The sequence below is a fragment of the Caballeronia humi genome (assembly GCF_001544475.1).
Classification (GTDB): domain Bacteria; phylum Pseudomonadota; class Gammaproteobacteria; order Burkholderiales; family Burkholderiaceae; genus Caballeronia; species Caballeronia humi.
This window is the reverse complement of record NZ_FCNW02000008.1, coordinates 124,388-145,597: the sequence shown is the minus strand read 5'-3', so window position 1 is coordinate 145,597 and position 21,210 is coordinate 124,388. Positions and strand designations below refer to the sequence as shown.

Below are 21,210 nucleotides of genomic sequence, written 5' to 3'. Positions count from 1 at the left end.
TCAGGCGACAATCGCCGCCTGAAGCGCCATTATCGAACGACCATTACTTTGGCTCGTCCCAGTTGTAGGTGGCGAGCGTGCTGATCGGCGTCGTGCCCACCTGCAGCGTTACCGAGCGATGCGACGTCAACTCGATGTCGCTCAACGACCCCATCCAGCGACGCACGTCGCCATTGTCGTTGATATAGGCGACCACCGGACCCATCACACCCGCGACGTTCGTGCTCGTCAGCGGCTCTCCCCAAAGCGCAAAGAACTTGCCAAGCGTGAAGGCCTTGAGGTTGGGCGTCTCGATGTGAATGACGCCGGTGTTATCGTGCGTGTGCGTCTCATAGTTGCATCGCGGTGTAATGCCAATGTTCGCAGGCAGCGCAAGCCATTGGCCATCCTTGAAGATCGCGAGATGGGCATGTACGTGGTAGGACTCGACCATGCCGGCCGCGCAGATCACGTCGCCAATGGGCTGGCCCGTGCCGCCTGTCGCTGTGCTGCCGTTCGGCCAGAACGACGTGCCGATCGAGGTGCCGAAAGTGAGCGCAAGACGGTTGTTGTCGAAGGGCGGCGGATCGGTCCACGTGTACGTGGGGATCTGTGTGAGTGGCGTGCCGATCATGATGGTCACTTCACCATGCGTCGGCAGGACGAGACTCGAGAGGTCGCCCGTGTATTGCGTGAGTACGCCGTCACTCGTGACGTATGCGGTGACCTGCGTCCCCGTCACGCCGGCGACGTTCGTTGACGTAAGCGGTTGACCCCATATGGCAAAGAACTGTCCGAGCGTGTACGACGTATTGGTGCTCGCATCCATGCGGATCTTGCCCGATGAATCAAGAGTGTGAACGGGATACACGCACCCGGTTTGTGCAGCCAGCGTCGGCGCGATTGCGCCCACGTTAGCCGGCAGCGCGAGCAACTGGCCGTCCTGATAGATAGACAAATGCGAGTACGTATAGGCGCCGCCGGTCAGCGTGCAGTTGAGCCCACCGACAGCCTGGCCCAGTCCGCCCGACGTCGTCGCGCCTGCACTCCAATGAGCCGTGCCGAGTGGAGTGCCGTCGATCACGGGCGTTGCCGCTGCGAGCACTGGCGTGCTGGCCGCGCCGCCACTTGCACCCGCCGGGGCGCTCGCGCCACCGGGCGCAGACGCTGCTCCGTCGCTTGCGCCTGTTGCGGGGGCGGCCGTGCCACCGGAGGTGTTGGAATTGCTACTGCCTCCACCACCGCAACCGGCGAGATAAAGAAAACCGCTTATCACGATTAACCGCAAACAGACGCGACGCCACATGTCTTATCCCTCGCACAGATCATTGATTGAATTGTCAGCCAGCTACAAGAATGTCCTGTCTTTCGGCCAAGCGCAAACGTTTATGTCACGTCGAGGCAACGGCTAAGGGTCATTACCCATCCATTGCTTCGCTTAGCGAAGTTGCTAAGATGAATGACATCGATATGAATGCGCCGTATCGGAAAATAAGAAAGACGCACTGACGCGCTAAAGGGAAGAGTTGCTGCGGGCTTGGAGCACTTGAGTGGGTCACTCGATCAAACGACCGTGCTCAAGATGAGGTCGTTTCGCACGTCGTATTGCTTGCGCTTTGACGAATGCCGTCTATGTGTGGTCTGCCCCACAAATAGCTTTATGGGTAATCGAGCGCGATGCCTCTAAAGGTTTTGGCATCGGAAGGGAAGGGCTTCTTGCCGCAATCGACACGGTCGGCACGGTCGCCGCCGTCATCGCTCAGAAGATAGAGTTGATGCTTTCCCTGCATCTCGAAGATCGCTTCGGCGTGGAAGTCAGATGGTTCGACGTCGGTCCAGAATTTTGGCGCATCGGCAGGTGAGCCGCTCCACTTGTATAGCGCAAAGCGCGACGCGATGGATTTGCCGTCGCCATCATCGTGAGGTCCCGCTACGATCACGTATTGATGGCCGATGCGCTCGAGGCTCCGAATGCCTCGACCCGAAAGATCGAAGCGCACGAGGTCATCGAATACCGGGGCGGCGCCGCGTTCGACGACATCAGCCGGGTTGCGCAGCTTGAGCACGAGCGCCTGCTTGTTCGGCAAGGGGTTTCTGAATCCGATCAGCAAGGCGCCGTCTTCACTATCCGCCAGACCCTCGATGTTCAAGCCACCGGGCGCTTCAGGCGCGAGTTTCGATGCACGCGTCAACACGTCGAAGCGCGGATCCGCAGCGAGTGCCGTAAGGAGATTTGCGTAAGGTTGGGCTGCGACGGGAACAACGCCAGGCACCCCTTCCGTACGATCGATGCGCGTAACGAACAAGCGGTAGCGCGCGGGCTCGACGTTGCCGTGCCGGTCGCGTCCATGCGATGCGATCCAATAGATTCGGTCGCCGATTCTCGCCGCGCCTTCAAGGTCCGATTCCTTGTTCTTCTTGCCGTCCGGTGCGGCGAGATACTTCGACAGATCGACCATGCCCACGTGTGCGGGCGTGCCGTACTGGTAGATCATCAACGCGTTGTGCTCGTCGTCGGCGACGATGAAGTGACCTGTGCCAAGGTCGATGCCGGCCGACGCATCGCAGATCCCGCGATATGTCGTGACGGGATGCGCTGCTGCGTGGTGCATGGCTGCGAACGCGCAAGCCGCGATGATGGTTCTGATCGTTGCACGCATGATGTTTCGTCCGGTTAGCATTAACGCATGCATCGTACTGCATCGCTTAACCCGCAGGCTTCTTCCCTTCCAACAGCAAATACGCACAGACCGCACTTGTCAGAGCCAATGCCGCGGAGATAAAGAGCACCCATCGATATCCATCGACAAAGGCATCTCGCACCGCGCCAAGCACGCGCGAATCATTGCTGCTGATCGCGGCGAGCAACGGGCGTTGTTCCTCCACGGCATGGCGTGCGAGCGCAGGCAGCGCAAGCGCATCGAGCCTGTGCTCGAGGACGGTATCGAAACGCAAAGCAAGCACGAGCCCGAACACCGCAATCGCGAGCAGCCCGGCAATGCGTGATACAGCGTTGTTGACACCCGAGGCCACGCCGGAATCGTCGATCGATACGGCATTCATCACCGCTGTCGTGAGCGGCGCGACGCAGATCGCCATGCCAAATCCCAGCACGACCATCGGTGGAAAGATCGTGGTCCAGTAAGAGCCGCTCCTGGTGGACCATCCGAGCCACGCGAATCCCGTCGCGACGATGACCGGTCCGATCACGAGAGGAAGCCGCGCGCCATGACTCGCGATCAGTCCGCCTGACCAGCGCGATAGCGCGAAGATGAGCAGAATGAGCGGCAAAAGCGCGCCGCCCGCTTCGGTGGCCGTATAGTGCTGCGCCTGAATCAGGTTAAGCGGCAGAAAATACATCGTGCCGCCTAAGGCCGCATAGAGAAACAGCGTGATCAGGTTCGCGCCGCTAAAGGTGCGCGATCGAAAGAGCGAGAGCGGCACCATCGGCGCTGCGGAATGCGCTTCGACAACGATGAACGCAACGAGCGCGATCACGCCGCACGCAGCGGTGGCCGCGATGACCGCACCGCCTCGCGATGCCTCGATCAGCGCGAACGTGACGCAGCCGAGCCCCATGCACGCGAGCACCGAGCCCGGCCAGTCGAGCTTGCGCAGCATCGACTCGTTGCGGCTTTCAGGGACGCTCGACAGCGTGATCCAAGCGGTGACCGCCGCAATCGGCACGTTAATGAAGAAGACTGCGCGCCAAGAAACGTTCTCGGCCAACCAGCCCCTGAGCACGGGACCGAACGCGGTCGTGATGGCGGTGAATGCGGACCATGTGCCGATGGCTTGTCCGCGCGTGGCTTCGGGGAATGAGGCGCTGATCAGCGAAAGGCTGCCTGGTACGAGCAGCGCTGCCCCGATGCCTTGCACAGCGCGCGCCGCGACGAGCATCTGTATCGTTCCCGCAAGCCCGCACCACGCAGATGCCAGCGCGAAAACCAGCACGCCGGTCAGGAAAAGCTTGCGCCGTCCATAGAGATCGCCGAGCGATCCGCCAAGGAGCAGCAGCGAGGCAAGCGTAAGCGCGTACGCTTCGACGACCCATTGCAGATTGCTCGCAGTCGCATGCAGGCTGGCCTGAAGCGCGGGCAGTGCGACGTTGACGATCGTGCCGTCGATGAACGCCATGCTCGAACCGAGTATGGTCGCTATCAGCACCCCTCGTGAGGCGGCCGGACGAGGCATGGAATCGGGATGGTCTGTTAAACGCGCAATGGTTGGCCCGCACCGCGTCGGTCATGTGCGCGTGTCATGACCGTCGTCGATGGAGCGAAGTTTCGAGGATAGCAGGAGTAACAACGCAGGGTTGAGCGCGCGAACGATCCGAGGTCGCATCGGGATGTGCGGCTACAACTCGCGGGGAATCGACTAAACCCCAACGCATGCGGTCAAACCGGGTTGGCGGCGACGAAGTTCTTGAACGTTGTGTACGAAAGATTTTTAGTGGCGCCGTCGGGCTGGATCAGGCCGTAGTTCGCGTCGATCACGCAGTACATCATCACCGACTGGATGTTGTACTTGTCTTTGATCGACTTGTATGAGGTGAGTGCGTACGTCATGTAGTCCGAGGCGGACTGCGCGGTGTCGTTGCTGCCCGACCAGCCGAATTCCGTCAGCCAGATCGGCACGTTGAACGAGTCTTTCAGCACTTGAAGGATGTTGACGCACATGTTGTTGCGTCCGGCGCATTCGATCTTGCCCGAGCTCTTGTACCAGTGATACGTCGTGAAGTCCCAGCGTACGAGCGCCGCACCGCCAACGCCCTGAGCGGTGCCATTCGGTGTCACGCCTGTCCAGAGCATTTGCAGCGCGCGATACGCCATCGGAATACCGACGTTGACGCCGCAGTTGATCGTCGGGTCGACCGCCTTGACGCCGTCGATCATGCCCCGGATCACGCCACGGAACGACGGCCACTGCGCCGGATTCCAGTCGGTAGTCTGACTGCCGTCGCCGCCGATCTTGAGGCCGATGGTGTCGAGTTCGTTGCCGCATTCGATGTACTTGACGAGACCCACGAGCGGCTTGGTGATGCGCACCGCGAGGTCATAGCCGAGCGTGTAGGCGGCCGCTTCCGTGCTGTTGGGGTCCCAGCGCGCCGAGCGCGGGTTGATCACCGGAAGGATTGCGACACCGCTACCGGCGAACGGTCCCTTCAAAGCGGTAGCGAGGTAGGTCGACATGCCTGCGTCGGCCACGTCGCAACGGTAGTTGGTGACGCCGAGGTCCTGGAGGATCGCGAGTTGTTGAGCGGGGGTCATCGTCTTGTAGATGCCCGTGCCCCATGCCATGTGGCCGTTCATGCCGTAGAAGAGGCTCTGGGTCGCGCTTGCCGCTTTTTGGGTTGCGGCGAGGTCGGTGGTCTTTGCCGCGGCCTCGATTGCCGAGGTTTCGCTTCCGCCACCGCACGCGGCAAGGGCTGCGCTGCCTGCGCCTGCCATCATCAGCGAGAGAAAATTCCGGCGCGAAATGGTTGCGTCAGGAAGGACGGCAACGGTCGGTAATGTTTGCTCGATCTTGGATTTCTTGGACATGATGATCAGGTAATTTGGTTTCAAGGAACTTACGTGATCGACTATAAGTTCCTATTTTTTACCTGTCACCGTAACAATTTCTAACAAATGGAAATAGGTGGATTGATGTCAGTTCATATCGTATGAATAGAAAATTACTCGTTTGGAATGAAGATAAGGGAAACGTTTGCGCATGCTGGAATACAATAAGGTATATATTACTTGATCATTTTGTGATGGCTTTCCTAAAGATTTTTGATAAGTAAAAAGTACTCGATATTAACGAAGTATCAACTCGCTTAACAAATTAACAGATCGGTATATATTACTCAAACGATGAGACTTAAAAATTAAACCGGATTGGCCACGATGAAGTCTTTGTACGCGTCATACGCGGGGTTCTTCGTAATGCCGTCGGACTGAATCAGGCCGTAGCTCCCATCGATCACGGAGTACAGCATCACCGACTCGATGTTGTACTTTTCCCTGATCGACCAATATTGCGCGAGCGCTGTTAATACGTAATCAGCGGCCGATTGCGGCGTGTCCATGCTGCCGGACCAGCCGAATTCCGTCAGCCAGATCGGGACGTTGAACGAGTCCTTGAGGGTCTGCAGGATGTCGACGCAAGCGTGGTTGCGTCCGCCGCATTGAATGTTGCCCGAGCTCTTGTACCAGTGATACGTGGTGAAGTCCCAGCGCACCTGTCCCGCGCCCGATCGACCCTCCGCGGTGCCATCGGGCCATACGCCTGTCCATAGCATTTGCAGCGCGCGATAAGCCATCGGAATGCCCACGTTGACGCCGCACTTGATGGTCGGATCGATTGACTTGACGCCCGCGATCATGCCGTGAATCACGCCGCGAAACGATTGCCACTGCGCCGGATTCCAGTCGGACGTCAGGCTGCCGTCGCCTGCGATCTTGAGTCCGATCGTGTCGAGTTCGTTGCCGCATTCAATGTGTGTCACCACGCCTTGCAGCGGCTTCGTGATGCGCGAGGCCAGGCGATAGCCGAGCAGATAGCCTTCGGCTTCTGAACTGTAGGGGTCCCAGTGAGCGGAGCGTGGATTGATGACAGGAAGGATCGAGATGCCGCTGCCGGCGAAGGGTCCCGTCAACGCTGCGGCAAGATACGCGGCCATGCCGTGATCAGCGACGTCGCAGCGGTAGTTGGTGACGCCGAGGTCCTGGAGCAAAGCGAGTTGCCAGGCGGGCGGCAACATCCAGTAGATGCCTTCGCCCCACGCCATATGACCGTTGACTCCATAGAAGAGCTTCGGAGGCGAAACAAATTCCTTTGTCGTTTTACCGGGAGAATCGGTGTCCGCGATCGCGTCTTCAACGAGGCTTTCGCCGCCGCATGCGGCAAGCGCTGCGCTTCCGGCTCCGCTCAACAGCAACGCGAGGAACTGTCTTCGTGATGCTGGGATTCGGGCCATCGCATGCATGGCGGATCGTGCTTGCGCGGTCATGCTCGTGAACATTTGCTTCAGGAAAACCTTTGAGCGAGGCAACGCCCCGAGTATAGGTTCGTGCTTGTGTGTTTCCAGAGGCCGTTCTTTGGCGACTTGGAAAAAAGGAGAATGCTTCCTGGCCGCGTGTGCCGCAAAGCAGAGTCCGTGTATGGGGCGGATGGTTTACGGAAGGTTTTCGGCGGTGCAATGACTGATGATAGTGACGCGATTCAGGCAATCATTCGACATCGATGAAATGCGGATTTGCTTTGATGATGCCGGCGAAACCGAGTATCGAATCGACGTGAGTCGTTGCTCACGTTACGGATTCAATTCCTGGTTCGCAACGATCATTTCGTTTGCGTGCCGGGCACGAGATGAATACGCGATTCAGTAGCTGCCTCGACTGCTGCGCGCGAATAGAGCAGCGGGAAGTACTCGCCCTTCAGCCACATCGACACGAGGTCGCGATAGTGCCGACTGTCCGGATCTCCCGCCTCGCCCGGCAGGTTCACTGCGCGAGAGTTGTCCCAGTTGCCGACATCGACCACGACGCGAAACGATGGCCCGTTCGTTTGCCGGAAGTCGCTCGCACGATACGTCGACTGATTCGGCGTGTCTAAGCGGATCGCAGGAAATGCTTTAGCGCGTTGATCAATGCCTCAAACGCTCACCGTAGTTTTCAGGTTTGCAATAGCTGCTGCGCGAGCAAATCCGCATGAGGCGTCAGCGCGGAAAAATCGCGTGCGCAAAGATGCAGACGCCTCGCGGCCCAAGGTTCCGATAACGGCACGATCGCCAGCCCCGGACGCCGCAGCGTATCCGTCGAGGCTTCGGAGACGATTGCGATCCCGATGCCCGTCTCGATCATCATCGCGACGTGATCGATGCTGCGCATCTGGATGCGATAGAAAATTTGCCGGCCGAGGCGCGAGGCGCGTTCGGCAAGATGCGCTTCGAGGGCCGCGTCGGACAGTCCGACAAAAGGTTCGTCGAGAATCTCCGCGAACGCCGCTGACGCAAGCCTGGCGATACGATGCGATTCGCTTGCGACTACGACAAGCTGATCCTGCGCGATCAAATGTGTTTGCAGATTCGCAAGGTCCGCGATATCGGCGACGATGCCAAGGTCAGCGCGTCCCTCGGCGAGCGCCTGGACGATCTCCGTGCTTGGCCGTTCTTCCAGGTCGATGGAAAGATCCGGATAAGCGGCCAGAAAGCGGTTGAGCCGTGGCGGAAGAAAGGAAGCCAATGCGGCTGTATTGGAGAGCAACTTGATACGCCCTTTGAGGCCTGTCGCGTAAGTGCGCAACTCGCCACGCATCTGTTCGACCTGGCCCAGGATCGAACGCGCGTGTCGCACGAGCGCAAGGCCCGCCGCCGTCGCGCGCACGCCGCGACGATTGCGTTCGAGCAAAGGCGCGCCGAGCGCCGCTTCCATTCCCGCGATGCGCTCGCTCACGGAAGCCAGCGCAAGATGCATCGCCCGCGCGCCTTGTGTAAGGCTGCCGTGCTCCACTACGCTCAGAAAAAGCCGCAGGTCGGTGAGATCGAAACGCATGACGTATCCGTGGTTTCGGTTTCGCCGAAGTCTAGCATTGGAATTGCCAGATTGCGGGCGCATGGCACTATGGCTAGCATCGCTTTCATGCACTCCCTCATGATGGTCTTTGCGGCAGGACTGCTAGCCGGCGCGATGAACGCGCTGGCCGGCGGAGGCTCGTTCGTCAGCCTGCCCGCGCTTATCGCGGCCGGCGTGCCACCGGTTCAGGCGAACGCTTCGAGCACGGTTGCGCTGTTCCCGGGCGGCATCGCGAGCGCATGGGCTTATCGGGATGGGCTCGGACCAGTCGGCTCGGTGACGATGCGCGCGTTGCTCGTCGTCACCCTGATCGGCGGATTTGTCGGCGCGACGTTGCTGCTTCGGACCTCGTCGACCGCCTTCTCTTTTGTGTTGCCGTGGCTGCTGCTGCTGGCGAGTTTCGCGCTCGCTTTCGGGCGCAAAATAGGCGAAGTGCTGCGCGCCCGCTGGCATATCCGCGCACCGGCCGTGCTTGCAATCCAGTTTGCGCTCGGCGTGTATGGCGGCTACTTCGGCGGCGCGGTAGGCATCATGATGATAGCGATGTGGGGACTGCTCGACTCACGCGATCTCAAGAGCCTGAACGCGCCCCGCACGCTGCTCGTGAGCGCGGCGAATGCGGTAGCGGTTGGTACGTTCATCGTCGCGCATGCGGTGCATTGGCCCGAGACGATGGTGATGCTGGTCGCGGCGGCCCTGGGCGGGTACGGCGGCGCGCTGCTCGGGCGACGCGCCCCAGCCAACATCGTGCGCACGGGTACGCTTCTCGTCACGTTCTGCATCACGATCGCGTTTTTTGTGCGCACCTACGCGCCGCAATGGTTGCATCGCTAATCAATGTTCTCCTGTTGCGGGAGGGAATCATGTCAGCCCTGCTTGAAACGATCGGTGCGCTCGCCATGCTGGCGAGCTTCGTGGTTCACGTTTCGATCTACCTCGACTCAAGAGACGCTGCCGCCAAAAAAATGCCGACGCCCAGACGGACGCCGGCAACATTCCGGCATACGAGGGGTTGCCAGAAGGTACGGAAAGGGTCACGCGCGCATCATGCAGCGCGCATGCGGTGTGCGTGGTCGAGAGCGAGCGTGCGCGCGCCTGGAACCGATTCGATCCCGAACGATGGCCGCGCGAGAAAGAACCCCTGTGCGAGTAGTTGCGGCCACTGCGCGAGCCATTGCGCCTGCGCCGCCGTCTCGACGCCTTCGACGACCACCGTCATGCAAAGCTGTGTCATCAGCGCGACGACCGCCGATACCACTGCGCATGCGTTAGGGCATGCCGGCACGGCGGAGAGCAATTCCTTGGCGACCTTTACGGTCGAGAAACCGGTCGGGCAGAGCGCGGCGAGACACGCGTAGCCGGTGCCGAAATCATCCATCGCTACGCCGACGCCATGCTTGCGCAACAGCTTCACAACCTTAGGGAGATCGGGGAAACGCGCGAGATCCTGTCCTTCCGACAATTCGATTTCGAGGCAGCGCGGCTCGATGCCATGCACGCGGCAGACGTCCTGCAGACGCTGCGCGAAGCCGGGCGTCGCGGCGACCGATGGCGGCACGTTGATCGCGACCGGCCGCACCGCGCCGCCGTCGTGCTGCCACTGCGCGAGCTCGCGGCAGACGGTATCGATCACGAAGGCGGTGAGTTCGGCGGCGACATCGGGATCGTCGAAGGTATCGGCGAAGGCGCCCGGCAAGAGCAATCCGTATTGGGGATGTTGCCACCGGACGAGCGCTTCCAGCCGCGCCAGATCACCGCTCTCGACGCTGTAAATGCCCTGATACGCCATGCGGAATTCGCCCGCGCGCAGTCCGGCGAGCACGCGCTGGCATAACGCGGCGCGCGCCGCGGCTTCGTCAGGCGCGCAGCGGGCAGGGGGTTCGTCGCACCGGGTGGGGGTCATCGGGTTCATGCTCCGCCGTTCGTCCGAAAGGGTCGGTTGGGACGCTTGCACAAGTCGTGCCAGATCTAAGACATAAGGCTGCATACACCGTCAATGTCGTGAATCGTCCATCGAAAACGGCATGTGGCGCCACAATGGCCGACAACGCCGGCATTCATCAGAACGATGTCACGTGACAAAGCGCGCAAGACGTTACAACTCCACGCGCATTCCGGTCAGTGAGTTTGAAGAAAAGTCGCCCTTGCGCCGCGCTATGATTCGCCTAATCGATCAAAAGCGATAACCGGACATGCCAAAGCAAGACAAGCCGCAAGAAGGAATCGAAGCATCCGACGACGACGCCAACGCGTCCTCATCGACGTACCTCGTGCCGGGGCTCGAGCGCGGTTTGCGCATCCTCGCCGAATTCTCGGCACGCGAGCCGGTGCTCGGCGCGCCCGAACTGTCGAAACGCATCGGCATTCCGCGCACGACTACGTTCCGCCTGCTGCAAACGCTCGAAGCGCTCGGCTTTCTAGAACGCGTGAACGGCGACCGCAGTTTCCGGCTCGGCGTCGCGGTGCTGCGGCTCGGCTTCGAATACATGAGTTCGCTCGAACTCACCGATTTCGCGACGCCCGTCCTCGAACGCCTGCGTGCCGCGACCGGCCTGACGACGCACCTCTTGATTCGCGATCAGCGCGACGTCGTGTTCGTTGCGAAGTCGCAAAGTCACGAGCCGATGTTCAGCTCGGTGAAGGTGCACGTCGGCACGCGGCTGCCCGCGCACGCGACGGTTCACGGCCACGTCCTCATGGGCGATCTGACGCTCGACGCGCTGCGCCAGCTCTATCCCGAAGGCAAGCTCGAACAATTCACCGAGCGCACGCCCGCGACCGTCGAAGAACTCGACGAACGCGTGCGCGAATGTGCGGCGCTCGGCTTCGGATTGAGCGAGGCATCGTTCGAACGGGGCATTTCGGTCGTCACGGCGCCGGTGCGGGATCGCATGGGTGCGATCGTCGCGGCGATCACCGTGACCGTGCCGCGCTCGGAAATCAGTTCTTCGGAAGACGAAAAAAACCAGCTCGTCGAAGCGGTGTGCGGCGCGGCGCTCGAACTCTCGACGCGCCTCAACTATCGCCCCGACGCGAGCGACGCCACCGCCGCGCTCGCGCGCCGCAACGCGGCAGCGGCGAGCTGAGCGGCTTCAAAGGTCCACGCTCAGAACGAGTGGTGAATCCCTGCGAGCACGATCACCTGATTGGCCGTGCTCGACACTCCCGCCGTGAAGAACGCGCCCTTCGCGCCCGACGACCCATGCTCGTAAAGCGCGTTCACATAGAGCTGCGTCGACTTCGAGAGCAGGTAGATGTCGCCGATCTCGAACTGCGTCCAGCGCTTGCCGTCGAAGGTCGTCGTCGCGGCACCGCCTGCGATCCAGTTCGTCGGGATCATCTTGTAGGTCGCGCCGGCGTCGTAGGTCTGATACGTGCTCGAAAAGCCGTTCGATTCCAGCTTCACGCGCGTATAAAGCCCGTGCACGACTACGTTGCCGATTTCGTATGACACGCCCGCGCCCATGTTCTGCAGCTTGTCGGCGACGTAGGTCGCGGCGGACTGACCCTGGAACGTGGTAATGCCGGTCGTCACGATTGCGGGCGTGCGGTTGTGTTCGTCCGAATAGGTCGCTGCCGCCTTGAACGGACCGTTCTGATACGTCACGCCGAAGCCGAGCGTCTTGCCGAACGAGAAGTCCGTCGTGTTGCCGAGGCCCATCATCGCGCCGAACGTGAAGCCGCCGAAACTCGCCGAGCGGAATTTGGCCGAGTTGTCATAGGGCACGACGCCGGTATCCGCAAGCGCGTCGATGTTGCCCGGGTGGAACGCGTACCAGCTCGCCGCGAGATAGGCGGTGGAAAGCGGTCCGAGCATGTCGAAGCTGAACGGTGTCTGATGGCCGAAGGTCAGCGTGCCGATGTCGTCGCGGCTCAAGCCCACGTACGCCTGCCGGTTCCACAGCGTGCCGGCTTTCGCGAAGTTGCCGGTGTTCGTGTAGAAGCCGTTCTCCAGTTGCGCGACCGTTTTGTAGCCGCCCCCGAGATCCTCGACGATCCGCAGGCCCCAGCGGTCGGGCTGCATGTTGCCCTGTTCCTGGATCCACTTCGGATGGCCGCCCGCGTTGTTGATGTACGCGACGCCGGCATCCAGACTGCCATACAGCGTCACGCTGCTTTGCGCCGATGCGCCCGATGCAATGCCGGCCCCGATCAGCCCGGCTGCGATGATGTGCTTCACCCTTTGTTCTCCTAGCCCGTCTTTCACATCGGCGGAACCTGCTCCCGCCGCTCCAATGCCCCTTTTCTCCTCGCGTAGATCGCCTGCATCCGCGCCTGACAGTCATCGTCTTTTCTGTTCCATATATGGTTAGATGTGCTGCCTATGGAAAGTATAGTGAGACAGAATGCGAGAAAAAATAAAATTTTGAGAGGCGGTCGAGCGGTAAAAACGACGTGTGACCGGGCGCGCAATATCCAGCGGAGCCATACGGAATATGGCTGTGAGCACCGCAACGGTGCTGCGCGACGGCTATCGGCGGGACATTTTCAGGGCTCGGCGTCGGTGTTTTCACCTAGCCGCCAAGTTTCTATTTTTTTCCAGCGAAACGACTCCTATAATGCCCATACATAAACTATCGTTCCTTAGATGGAACATAGTCGAACCAGAGGAAGGGTAAAAAGATGTCTGAACAATGGCGCTGCGCCGGACATGCCGGTGACTTGTCGGAAGACGCTCCGATCGAATTCAAGTTCGACGACGGCGTGGAAGTCGGGATCTACAAAGTGGGCGACGACGTGTACGCGCTCGAAAACGTCTGTCCGCATGCGTATGCGCTGCTGACGCAGGGCTTCATCGACGGGGACACCGTCGAATGTCCGCTGCACGAGGCCGTGTTTCACATCCCGACCGGCAAATGCTTGAAAGAGCCCGGTGGCCGCGACCTGAGGATGTATTCAGTGCGGCTCGCCGGTGAAGAAATCCAGATCAAGGTGGAATGACATGCGAGAGGTCGCCGTGAACTTCAATCCGTTACTCAAGCCGTGGCTCGCGCCGCAGCCGAACAACGTCGCCGGCAAGGGCGTCATCGAAAAGCCGGGTGAAACCGAGAACTTCATCTGGCAAACGCGCAAGGCCGAGCCGACCCAGTACGAAAACGATTTCGGCGACGCGCTGGAACAAGTGTTCGAAGCCGGCGCGCTGGAACTCGAGCAGGTCGTCGAAGGCTTGAATCGCATCGGCTTTCGCACGCCCGAGGGCAGCGCGTGGAGCGCCGAGCGGCTCGCCACGGAACTGCGCACGCTGGCCGACTGACGGCGGCATCCAAAGAATAGATTTCGGAGTTTCTTCATGACGTCCCCCCACACAAGCAACGTCGCAGCCGATCCGGTCCAGGCCTATCTCGATCGCGGACTGCGCAACTACTGGTATCCCGTGGCGCCGAGCTGGCAGGTCGCGAACGCGCCGATCGGCCTCACGCGTCTCGGCGACCAGATCGTTCTCTGGCGCGATCAGGAAGGCAAGGTCCACGCGCTCGAAGACCGCTGCCCGCATCGCGGTGCGCGCCTGTCGCTCGGATGGAACCTCGGCGGCAGCGTCGCGTGCTGGTATCACGGCATCGAAGTGGATGGCGGCGGTGTGGTGCAGAAGGTGCCGGCGGTGTCGGCGTGTCCGCTCGAAGGGCAGAAGTGCGTGAAGTCGTATCCGGTAGAGGAACACGCGGGCGCGATCTTCCTCTGGTTCGGCGACGAGGCGAACAAGGAGCCGGCGCCGCTCGTGCTGCCGGAAGAGCTCGTCGGCGCTGAATATGCGAGCTTCCTCTGCATGTCGCACTGGAAGTGCAATTACCAGTACGCAATCGACAACGTGATGGACCCGATGCACGGCGCGTATCTGCACGCGACGTCGCATTCGATGGCCGAAGGCGACAAGCAGGCTGACATGCGCGTGCGCAAGACCGATACGGGCCTGATGTTCGAAAAGGTTGGCCAGCGCGACGTGAATTTCGACTGGGTCGAACTCGGCGAGACGGGCTGCCTCTGGATGCGCCTGGCGATTCCGTACAAGAAGAAGTTTGGCCCGGGCGGCAACTTCGGGATCATCGGGTTCGCCACGCCTGTCGATGAAGACAATTGCGTCGTCTATTTCTGGCGCACGCGCAAGGTGTCGGGCTGGCAGCGCGACGCGTGGCGCTTCCTGTATCGCAATCGTCTGGAAGGGCTGCACTGGGCGGTGCTCGAACAGGACCGCTACGTTCTCGAAAGCATGGCGCCGAACGCGCGCAATCACGAGTTCCTTTATCAGCACGACGTCGGCATGACGCGCGTGCGGCGCATGTTCAAGCAGCGCGGCCAGCAGCATCTCGCGGCGCTCGAAGCGTACCGCGCGGAGCAGGCTCATGCGTGACGCGCTCGAAGGCCGGCGCGTGCTGGTGACCGGCGGTGCGCGCGGACTCGGCGCGGCGTTCGTCACGGCGCTCGCTGAAAGCGGCGCGCACGTCGCGTTCGGCGATGTGCTCGAAACCGAAGGCCGGGCGCTCGCGAAATCGCTGAGCGAAGCGGGCCGCGTCGCCCACTTCGTCCCGCTCGATCTCACCGATCCGGCGAGTGTCGACGCGTGCATCGCGATGAGCGTGGAGAAGCTCGGCGGCCTCGACGGCCTGATCAACAACGCGGCGATCACGAACTCGGGTGGCAAGTCCGCCGACGAACTCTCGACCGCGACGTGGGACGCCGTGATGAACGTCAACGTGCGCGGCACCTGGCTCGCGAGCACGGCGGCGCTGCCGCATCTGCGCGACTCGAAGCGCGGCGCGATCGTGAACATTGCATCGGATACGGCGATGTGGGGCGCGCCGAAGCTGCTCGCGTACGTCGCCAGCAAGGGCGCAGTGATCGCGATGACGCGTTCGCTTGCACGCGAATTCGGCGCGCACGGCGTGACGGTCAACGCGATCGCGCCTGGCCTGACCGAAGTCGAGGCGACCGCCTACGTGCCGGCCGAGCGCCACGAGTACTACCTGAAAGGCCGCGCGCTGACCCGCGCGCAAGTTCCCGACGACGTGAACGGCCCCGTGCTGTTCCTGTTGTCCGACGCGGCGCGCTTCGTCACCGGCCAGTTGCTGCCGGTGAACGGCGGCTTCGTCATGAATTGATTGATTAAGACTAGCTGATAAGGAGAGATCGATGGCGGATGCAGATATCGAACGCAAGTCATGGGACCAGCCGGTAGGCGCGAGCTTCGCGCAGTGGATGGACACGCGCGTCGCGCGGCTCGAAACCCGCAAGTACGACTGGGACGCGCTGAAGTTTCAGGCCGACTACGACCCGAAGTACCGCCGCGCGCAGATGCGCTACGTCGGCACGGGCGGCACGGGCGTGGCGAAGGACGTCAACACGGTTCCGGCCGGCGGCTTCACCTTCTCGACGATGGTCATCCCCGCCGGCAACATCGGCCCGAGCCATATCCACATGGATGTCGAAGAGATCTTCTTCGTGATCCGCGGAAAAATGAAGGTCATCTGCGAAAAGGACGGCGAGACGTGGGAAACGATCGTCGGCGAGCGCGACCTGATTTCGGTGCCGCCGGGCGTGTATCGCACGGAAGTGAACATCGGCGAGGAAGACGCGTTGATGTGCGTGATGCTCGGCGCGCCGAAGCCGATCACGCCGACGTATCCGCCGGATTCGCCGCTCGCCAAGCTGAAGCGCTAAGACCATGACCGCGCACACCCTCACTCACGCCGACGCGCTCGCTTCGTTTCCCGAAGCGCGCATCGACACCGCGCATCGCACGATCGGTTATCGCGAGGCAGGTGCCGCGCATCTGCGCACCCTGCCGGTCGTGCTGCTGCATGGCATCGGTTCGGGCGCGGCTTCGTGGGTGCGGCAGATGGAGGTGCTCGGCGCGACGCGGCGCGTGCTCGCATGGGATGCGCCGGGGTACGGCGCATCGACTCCGGTTGCCGCCGCGTCGCCCGATGCATCGGACTACGCGGCGGCACTCGCCGATTGGCTCGATGCGCTCGACATCGAGCGCTGCGTGCTGGTCGCGCATTCGCTCGGCGCGATCATCGGCGGCGCGTTCGCGGCACGGCATGCGTCGCGCGTCGCGGGCTTGCTGCTCGTGTCGCCGGCGGGCGGCTATGGCGCGGCATCGGTGGAAGAGCGCGAAGCGAAGCGCGACGCACGTCTCGCGATGCTCGCCGAACTCGGCCCGCGCGGTCTCGCGGATACCCGCAGCGCGAACATGCTTTCGGCGCACGCAAGCGACACGGCACGCGAATGGGTGCGCTGGAACATGGCGCGCATCGTCCCGCACGGCTACGCGCAGGCGACGCATCTGCTCGCCAACGCGGACTTGGCCGCCGACTTGCAACGCTATCGCGGACGCGTCGCGGTAGCCGTCGGCGCCGACGACGCGATCACGCCGCCCGCCGTGTGCGAGCGCATCGCGCGCGTCGCGGGCGTGAGCCTGCGGGTGATCCCGCACGCGGGACATGCGGGCTACGTCGAATCACCCGCCGCCTACACGACGCTCATCGATGCGTTTTGCCAGGCCGGCAATGCACAACGGAGCAATTGAATGACACCCGACACGATCGGCGCCGCATCGGACGATGCGGACAAAGCCGACACGAACTACATGGTGCCGGGCCTTGAACGCGGTCTGAAGATCCTGACCGAGTTTTCGCCGCGCGAGCCGGTGCTGGGCGCGCCCGAATTGTCGAAGCGCCTGAAGATTCCGCGCACGACGGTGTTCCGTCTCTTGCAGACGCTCGAATCGCTCGGTTTTCTCGAACGTGCCGACAAGGATCGCAACTACCGGCTCGGCGTTTCGGTGCTGCGGCTCGGCTTCGAGTACCTGAGTTCGCTCGAACTGACCGATCTCGGCCTGCCGATCATCGAGAGCCTGCGCGACATCACGGGCCTGACGAGCCACATCCTGATTCGCGATGGCCGCGATGTCGTGTTCGTCGCGAAGGCGCAGAGTCACGCACCGATTTTCAGCTCGGTGAAGGTGAACGTCGGCACGCGTTTGCCCGCTCATGCGACGACACACGGTCACGTGCTGATGGGCGACCTCTCGCTCGACGAAATGCGTGCGCTGTATCCGGAGAAGCCGCTCGAACGCTTCACGAAGCTCACGCCGGAGACGGTCGAGGAGCTTTATGAGCGCGTTCGCGAGGACGCCGAGCGCGGCTACGCGATCAGCCAGTCGTCGTTCGAGCGGGGGATTTCGGTCGTCACCGCGCCGGTACGTAACGACACTGGGCGCATCGTCGCCGTCATCACGACGACGATCCCGCGCCCCGAAATCGACGCGACGCTCTTCGACAGCGGCCTCGTCGACAAGGTGCGCAACGCGGCGGGCGAACTCTCGCGGCGGCTGAATTACCGGCCTGCGGCGGAAAGCAAATACATGAAGTCATTGGGGTTGCAATGATCCAGATCGATCTCACAGGGCAGGTGGCGGTGGTGACGGGCGGCTCGTCCGGCATTGGCCTGGCGACAGCGGAACTCTTCCTGCGCGCGGGCGCCTCGGTCGCGATTTGCGGGCGCAACGCGGAGCGCCTGAATGCGGCGCAGACGTCGCTCACGGCGCAGTTTCCGCAAGCGCCATTGCTGGCGGCGCGCTGCGACGTCCTCGATGCAGACGACGTCGCCGCCTTCGCCGCGCAAGTCGCCGAGCGTTTCGGCCGCACCGACATGCTGGTGAACAACGCGGGGCAAGGGCGTGTATCGACCTTCGCCGACACCACCGACGACGCCTGGCGCGAAGAACTGGAGCTGAAGTACTTCAGCCTCATCCGCCCGACGCGCGCGTTTCTCCCGATGCTGCGCGACGCAGAAGCGCCGTCCATCGTCTGCGTGAACTCGCTGCTTGCGTTGCAACCCGAGCCGCACATGGTCGCGACTTCGTCGGCGCGCGCGGGGACATTGAGCCTCGTGAAGTCGCTCGCGAGCGAACTCGCGCCACAGCGCATCCGCGTGAATTCGATCCTGATCGGGATCGTCGAGTCGGGGCAATGGCGGCGGCGTTTCGCTGAGCAGGCGGCGCCGGGCCAGAACTGGGAAGACTGGACCGCCGAACTCGCGCGCAAGAAAAACATTCCGCTCGGCCGCTTCGGACGTCCCGAAGAAGCGGCGCAGGCACTTTTTTATCTGGCTACGAACCTGTCGTCGTACACGACCGGTAGTCACATCGATGTCTCTGGAGGCGTTGCACGACATGTCTAACACAACCACCGTCGGCGAACTGATCGCCGCCTTTCTCGAACAATGCGGCGTGCGCACGGCGTTCGGCGTGATCTCGATCCACAACATGCCGATCCTCGATGCAATCGGCCGGCGCGGCAACATGCGCTATGTCGGTGCGCGCGGCGAAGCGGGTGCGCTCAACATGGCCGACGGACTCGCACGCGTGTCGGGCGGTCTCGGCGTCGCGTTCACATCGACGGGCACGGCTGCGGGCAACGCGGCGGGCGCAATGGTCGAAGCGCTGACCGCGGGCACGGCGCTCCTGCACATCACCGGCCAGATCGAAACCGAATACCTCGATCAGGACCTCGCGTATATCCACGAAGCGCCGGATCAACTGTCGATGCTGTCGTCGATTTCGAAGGCGGCGTTCCGCGTGCGTTCGGTCGAAACCGCGCTGCCGACGATCCGCGAAGCCGTGCGCGTCGCCCAAGCCGCGCCGAGCGGGCCGGTGAGCGTCGAGATTCCGATCGACATCCAGGCTGCGCAAATCGAATGGCCCGCCGACCTTGCCGCGCCGCACGTCACGACGCTCACGCACGACAGCGCGCGTGTCGAGCAACTCGCCGATGCGCTGGTGCGCGCGAAGCGTCCGCTGCTCTGGCTCGGCGGCGGCACACGGCATGCGCGCGCGGCGGTCGAACGGCTCGTCGCGCTCGGTTTTGGCGTGGTCACGAGCGTACAGGGGCGCGGCGTGTTGCCGGAAGATCATCCGGCGACGCTCGGCGCATTCAACGTGCACCCGGCAGTGGAAAGCTTCTACAAGACGTGTGATGCGATGGTCGTCGTCGGCTCGCGTCTGCGTGGCAACGAGACGCTGAAGTACAAGCTCGCGCTGCCACAGCCGCTCTATCGCGTCGATGCCGACGCCCTCGCCGACAACCGCGCGTACCGCAACGAACTCTTCGTGCACGGCGATGCGGCCGCGGTCCTCGACGATCTCGCGACGCGCCTCGAAGGCCGTCTCGCGATCGATCCGAAGTTCGCCGGCGATCTGGCCGCCGCGCGCGAAACCGCCGTCGCCGATGTGGCGAAGGGGCTCGGACCGTACAAGCGTCTCGTCGAATCGCTGCAGCGCGCGGTGGGCCGCGACTACAACTGGGTCCGCGACGTGACGATCTCGAACAGTACGTGGGGCAATCGACTGCTGAAGGTGTTCCAGCCGCGCGCGGGCGTGCATGCGCTCGGCGGCGGCATCGGGCAGGGCATGCAGATGGCGATCGGCGCGGCGCTGGCTGAATCGGCGGCGAAGACCGTGTGTCTCGTCGGCGACGGCGGGCTGATGGTGAACGTCGGCGAACTCGTCACGGCCGTGCAGGAAAAGGCCAACGTGATGATCGTGCTGATGAACGACCAGTGCTACGGCGTGATCCGCAACATTCAGGACGCGCAGTACGGCGGACGCCGCATGTTCGTCGAACTGCACCAGCCGGACTTCGCGCAGTTCTGCGCGAGCTTCGGCATGACGCACCGGCGCATCTCGTCGCTCGATCACGCGGACGACATCATCCGCGAAGGGCTTGCCATCAACGGTCCTGTACTGGTGGAAGTGGACATGCTTTCGGTCGGCTCGTTCGCGACCGCGTTCGCCGGTCCGCCCGTCAAGAAGGAAGAGCCGAAGGAGCCGGAATATGCGTAACGGGCACGCTCCGCACGCCGCGATCGATGTCGCGATGATCGGCTTCGGCGCGATCGGCTCGGCCGTGTATCGCGCGGTTGCGGCCGATCCGCAAGTGCACGTCTCGCACGTGATCGTGCCCGAGCGCTACATGGCGCAAGTGCGCGAGTCGGTGGGCGCGGACGTGGACGTCGTCTCCTCGGTCGATGCGCTCAGCAGCCATCCGCAGTTCGCGCTGGAATGCGCGGGGCATAGCGCGCTCGTCGATCACGTCGTGCCGTTGCTGAAGTCCGGCACGGACTGCGCTGTCGCCTCGATCGGCGCGCTCTCCGACATGAGCCTGCTCGACGCGCTCTCGAACGCGGCCGGCGAAGGCGCGGCGACGCTCACGCTGCTCTCGGGCGCGATCGGCGGCGTCGATGCGCTCGCCGCCGCAAAAGAAGGCGGCCTCGACGAAGTGCTCTACACGGGCCGCAAGCCGCCGACCGGCTGGCTCGGCACGCCTGCCGAAGACCTCTGCGACCTGCGCGCGCTGACCGAAGCGCGCGTGATCTTCGAAGGCAGCGCGCGCGATGCGGCGCGGCTCTATCCGAAGAACGCGAACGTCGCGGCGACGATCGCGCTCGCGGGCCTCGGCCTCGATCAGACGATCGTGCGACTGATTGCCGATCCGGCTGTCGAGCGCAACGTGCATTGCATCGTGGCGCGCGGCGCGTTCGGCGAGATGTCGCTGGAGATGAGCGGCAAGCCGTTGCCCGACAACCCTAAGACCTCCGCGCTGACAGCGTTCAGCGCGATCCGCGCGCTGCGCAATCGCGCGGCACGCTGCGTGATTTAAGCGAAGCGCCGAGC

Annotated in this window: 20 protein-coding genes and 1 pseudogene; 12 read left to right on the top strand and 9 right to left on the bottom strand. The window is 62.6% G+C overall.

Going from position 1 to position 21,210, the window contains the following annotated elements; genetic code table 11:
• Positions 1–43 precede the first annotated feature (43 nt).
• The 7 genes and pseudogenes from AWB65_RS11395 to AWB65_RS11365 form a co-directional block, all read right to left on the bottom strand.
• On the bottom strand, positions 44–1,063 hold the full coding sequence (locus tag AWB65_RS11395) for a hypothetical protein (RefSeq protein WP_327357832.1): 1,020 nt from the start codon (positions 1,061–1,063) through the stop codon (positions 44–46).
• A gap of 574 nt (positions 1,064–1,637) precedes the next feature.
• Positions 1,638–2,639, bottom strand: a complete 1,002-nt coding sequence (locus tag AWB65_RS11390) for a DUF3616 domain-containing protein (RefSeq protein WP_159907613.1) — start codon at positions 2,637–2,639, stop codon at positions 1,638–1,640.
• A gap of 46 nt (positions 2,640–2,685) precedes the next feature.
• Positions 2,686–4,173 (bottom strand): MFS transporter, encoded by a 1,488-nt coding sequence (locus AWB65_RS11385; protein ID WP_087667257.1) that lies wholly within the window; start codon positions 4,171–4,173, stop codon positions 2,686–2,688.
• Positions 4,174–4,376: 203 nt separating this feature from the next.
• Positions 4,377–5,522, bottom strand: a complete 1,146-nt coding sequence (locus AWB65_RS11380) for a glycosyl hydrolase (RefSeq protein ID WP_087667290.1) — start codon at positions 5,520–5,522, stop codon at positions 4,377–4,379.
• 329 nt (positions 5,523–5,851) lie between these two features.
• Positions 5,852–6,754, bottom strand: coding sequence for a glycosyl hydrolase (locus AWB65_RS11375; RefSeq protein WP_235007590.1), 903 nt, complete (start codon positions 6,752–6,754; stop codon positions 5,852–5,854).
• 554 nt (positions 6,755–7,308) lie between these two features.
• Positions 7,309–7,575 (bottom strand): annotated as a pseudogene (locus tag AWB65_RS11370) (penicillin acylase family protein); the annotation flags it as partial.
• 65 nt (positions 7,576–7,640) lie between these two features.
• Positions 7,641–8,519, bottom strand: a complete 879-nt coding sequence (locus AWB65_RS11365; protein WP_087667255.1) for a LysR family transcriptional regulator — start codon at positions 8,517–8,519, stop codon at positions 7,641–7,643.
• Between the two features lie 87 nt (positions 8,520–8,606).
• On the opposite strand from AWB65_RS11365, the gene AWB65_RS11360 reads away from it, so the two are divergent.
• A complete protein-coding gene (locus tag AWB65_RS11360) occupies positions 8,607–9,374 on the top strand; it encodes a sulfite exporter TauE/SafE family protein (RefSeq protein ID WP_087667289.1) in 768 nt (255 codons plus the stop codon).
• A 211-nt stretch (positions 9,375–9,585) separates the two neighbouring features.
• Here the strand turns inward: AWB65_RS11360 and AWB65_RS11355 are convergent, their stop codons facing one another.
• Positions 9,586–10,443 (bottom strand): EAL domain-containing protein, encoded by an 858-nt coding sequence (locus AWB65_RS11355; protein WP_087667288.1) that lies wholly within the window; start codon positions 10,441–10,443, stop codon positions 9,586–9,588.
• A 289-nt stretch (positions 10,444–10,732) separates the two neighbouring features.
• Between AWB65_RS11355 and AWB65_RS11350 the strand changes: the two genes are divergently transcribed.
• The gene (locus AWB65_RS11350) at positions 10,733–11,626 is read left to right on the top strand and encodes an IclR family transcriptional regulator (RefSeq protein WP_087667254.1); all 894 of its coding nucleotides are present in this window, start codon (positions 10,733–10,735) and stop codon (positions 11,624–11,626) included.
• Positions 11,627–11,646: 20 nt separating this feature from the next.
• On the opposite strand, the gene AWB65_RS11345 is transcribed toward AWB65_RS11350, so the two are convergent.
• Entirely contained in the window at positions 11,647–12,720 is a 1,074-nt protein-coding gene (locus AWB65_RS11345) for a porin (protein ID WP_087667253.1), read from the bottom strand.
• A gap of 443 nt (positions 12,721–13,163) precedes the next feature.
• On the opposite strand from AWB65_RS11345, the gene AWB65_RS11340 reads away from it, so the two are divergent.
• The 10 genes from AWB65_RS11340 to AWB65_RS11295 are packed head-to-tail and all read left to right on the top strand — an operon-like array spanning position 13,164 to position 21,196.
• Entirely contained in the window at positions 13,164–13,481 is a 318-nt protein-coding gene (locus AWB65_RS11340) for a non-heme iron oxygenase ferredoxin subunit (RefSeq protein WP_087667252.1), read from the top strand.
• A gap of 1 nt (position 13,482) precedes the next feature.
• Positions 13,483–13,794, top strand: a complete 312-nt coding sequence (locus tag AWB65_RS11335; RefSeq protein ID WP_087667251.1) for a recombinase-like helix-turn-helix domain-containing protein — start codon at positions 13,483–13,485, stop codon at positions 13,792–13,794.
• A gap of 36 nt (positions 13,795–13,830) precedes the next feature.
• Positions 13,831–14,886, top strand: a complete 1,056-nt coding sequence (locus tag AWB65_RS11330; RefSeq protein ID WP_087667250.1) for an aromatic ring-hydroxylating dioxygenase subunit alpha — start codon at positions 13,831–13,833, stop codon at positions 14,884–14,886.
• Positions 14,879–15,634 (top strand): SDR family oxidoreductase, encoded by a 756-nt coding sequence (locus tag AWB65_RS11325; protein ID WP_087667249.1) that lies wholly within the window; start codon positions 14,879–14,881, stop codon positions 15,632–15,634. Before AWB65_RS11330 ends, AWB65_RS11325 begins: the two co-directional genes overlap by 8 nt.
• Positions 15,635–15,665: 31 nt before the next feature.
• Positions 15,666–16,193 carry a cupin domain-containing protein gene (locus AWB65_RS11320; RefSeq protein ID WP_087667248.1) on the top strand — a complete coding sequence of 176 codons (528 nt, stop codon included), beginning with the start codon at positions 15,666–15,668 and terminating at the stop codon, positions 16,191–16,193.
• 4 nt (positions 16,194–16,197) lie between these two features.
• Positions 16,198–17,064: an alpha/beta fold hydrolase gene (locus AWB65_RS11315; RefSeq protein WP_087667247.1), complete on the top strand. Its 867-nt coding sequence runs from the start codon at positions 16,198–16,200 to the stop codon at positions 17,062–17,064.
• Positions 17,065–17,925 (top strand): IclR family transcriptional regulator, encoded by an 861-nt coding sequence (locus AWB65_RS11310; RefSeq protein WP_087667246.1) that lies wholly within the window; start codon positions 17,065–17,067, stop codon positions 17,923–17,925.
• A complete protein-coding gene (locus AWB65_RS11305) occupies positions 17,922–18,719 on the top strand; it encodes an SDR family oxidoreductase (protein WP_087667245.1) in 798 nt (265 codons plus the stop codon). Before AWB65_RS11310 ends, AWB65_RS11305 begins: the two co-directional genes overlap by 4 nt.
• The gene (locus AWB65_RS11300) at positions 18,712–20,379 is read left to right on the top strand and encodes a thiamine pyrophosphate-binding protein (protein ID WP_087667244.1); all 1,668 of its coding nucleotides are present in this window, start codon (positions 18,712–18,714) and stop codon (positions 20,377–20,379) included. The genes AWB65_RS11305 and AWB65_RS11300 overlap by 8 nt, the downstream gene beginning before the upstream one ends.
• A complete protein-coding gene (locus AWB65_RS11295) occupies positions 20,372–21,196 on the top strand; it encodes an aspartate dehydrogenase (protein ID WP_087667243.1) in 825 nt (274 codons plus the stop codon). Before AWB65_RS11300 ends, AWB65_RS11295 begins: the two co-directional genes overlap by 8 nt.
• The last annotated feature ends 14 nt before the right edge of the window (positions 21,197–21,210 follow it).